1 protein-coding gene is annotated in these 1,432 nt (G+C 64.6%); it reads left to right on the top strand.

Annotated features, from left to right (window positions below; all coding sequences use genetic code 11):
• The first annotated feature begins 131 nt into the window (after positions 1-131).
• Positions 132-1,376, top strand: a complete 1,245-nt coding sequence (locus ACFVJ3_RS49455) for an IS256 family transposase (protein WP_378459040.1) — start codon at positions 132-134, stop codon at positions 1,374-1,376.
• Positions 1,377-1,432 lie beyond the last annotated feature (56 nt).

Here is a 1,432-nt window from a genome sequence, read left to right as displayed (position 1 = left end):
GGTTGCGTCCACGATGATGGTGTACGAGCCGGATCTCGTACCAATGACCGGCGTGTCGTAACCGGACGAGAGACGGTCACCGCGTGATTCTTCGAGAGAGGTACCAACTCGACTCGACGAAAGAGCACGCGATGACCACTGCCCACGATATCGACCTGCATCAGATCCTGACCGACCGACTCACCGGTGCGAGCCCCGACCTGCTGCGCGAGCTGCTGACGCTGTTCATCCATACCCTGATGGGCGCCGAAGCCGACGCGCTGTGCGGCGCCGGCTACGGACAACGCTCCGACGAGCGCACCAACTCCCGTAACGGGTACCGGCACCGCGACTTCGATACCCGCGTCGGCACCCTCGACGTCGCCATCCCCAAACTGCGATCTGGTTCGTACTTCCCCGACTGGTTGCTCGAACGCCGCAAACGCGCCGAAAAGGCCCTGACCACCGTGGTCGCCACCTGCTACCTACTCGGCGTCTCCACCCGCCGGATGGACCGGCTCGTCGATACCTTGGGCATCACCAGCCTGTCCAAGTCTCAGGTGTCCGTCATGGCCAAGGAACTCGACACCCAAGTCGAGGCGTTCCGCAGCCGGCCGCTCGATGCCGGGCCGTACACCTTCGTCGCCGCCGACGCGCTCGTGCTCAAGGTCCGGGAGAACGGGCGGGTGGTCAACGTGCACACCCTGGTCGCGGTCGGCGTCAACGCCTTGGGCTACCGCGAGATCCTGGGCGTGGATGTGACCTCGTCCGAGGACGGTGCCGGCTGGCTGGCGTTCTTCCGGTCGCTCGTCGCTCGCGGCCTGTCCGGGGTGCGGTTGGTGACTTCCGATGCGCATGCCGGGTTGGTGGCGGCAATCGGCGCGACCCTGCCGGGCGCCTCGTGGCAGAGGTGTCGAACCCATTACTCGACGAACCTGATGGCGGTGACCCCCAAGGCATCGTGGCCTTGGGTGAAGACGCTGTTGCACTCGGTCTACGACCAACCCGACGCGGATTCTGTTCATGCCCAATATGATCGAATCATCGGCGCACTGTCGGAGAAGTTGCCGAAGGTCGCCGACCACCTCGACGCAGCACGGCCGGACCTGTTGGCGTTCACCGCATTTCCCAAGCAGATCTGGAAACAGATCTGGAGCAACAATCCGCAGGAGCGCCTCAATAAGGAAATCCGCAGGAGAACCGATGTGGTCGGGATCTTCCCCGATCGTACCGCCCTGATCCGGCTCGTCGGCGCGGTCCTGGCCGAACAACACGACGAATGGATCGAAGGGCGCCGCTATCTCGGCCTGGACGTTCTGGCCCGCTCCCGCACCGACACCACCCCCGACAGCAACACCGCGTCCACCGAGGAGGTGACACCGGCCTTGACTGCCTGACTCACCAACGAGGAGCCACGCGACGGCCCTCGTACACCACTCCCATGGACTTGACC

Source organism: Rhodococcus sp. NPDC127593 (assembly GCF_042671975.1).
Lineage (GTDB): Bacteria > Actinomycetota > Actinomycetes > Mycobacteriales > Mycobacteriaceae > Rhodococcus_F.
The sequence above is the reverse complement of the archived record's forward strand: the minus strand, read 5'-3'. Positions and strand labels throughout refer to the sequence as shown.

What these genes read in the sequence shown, in the direction of transcription:
- ACFVJ3_RS49455 (WP_378459040.1), top strand. Translation starts at nt 132, where the DNA reads ATGACCACTGCCCACGATATCGACCTGCATCAGATCCTGACCGACCGA.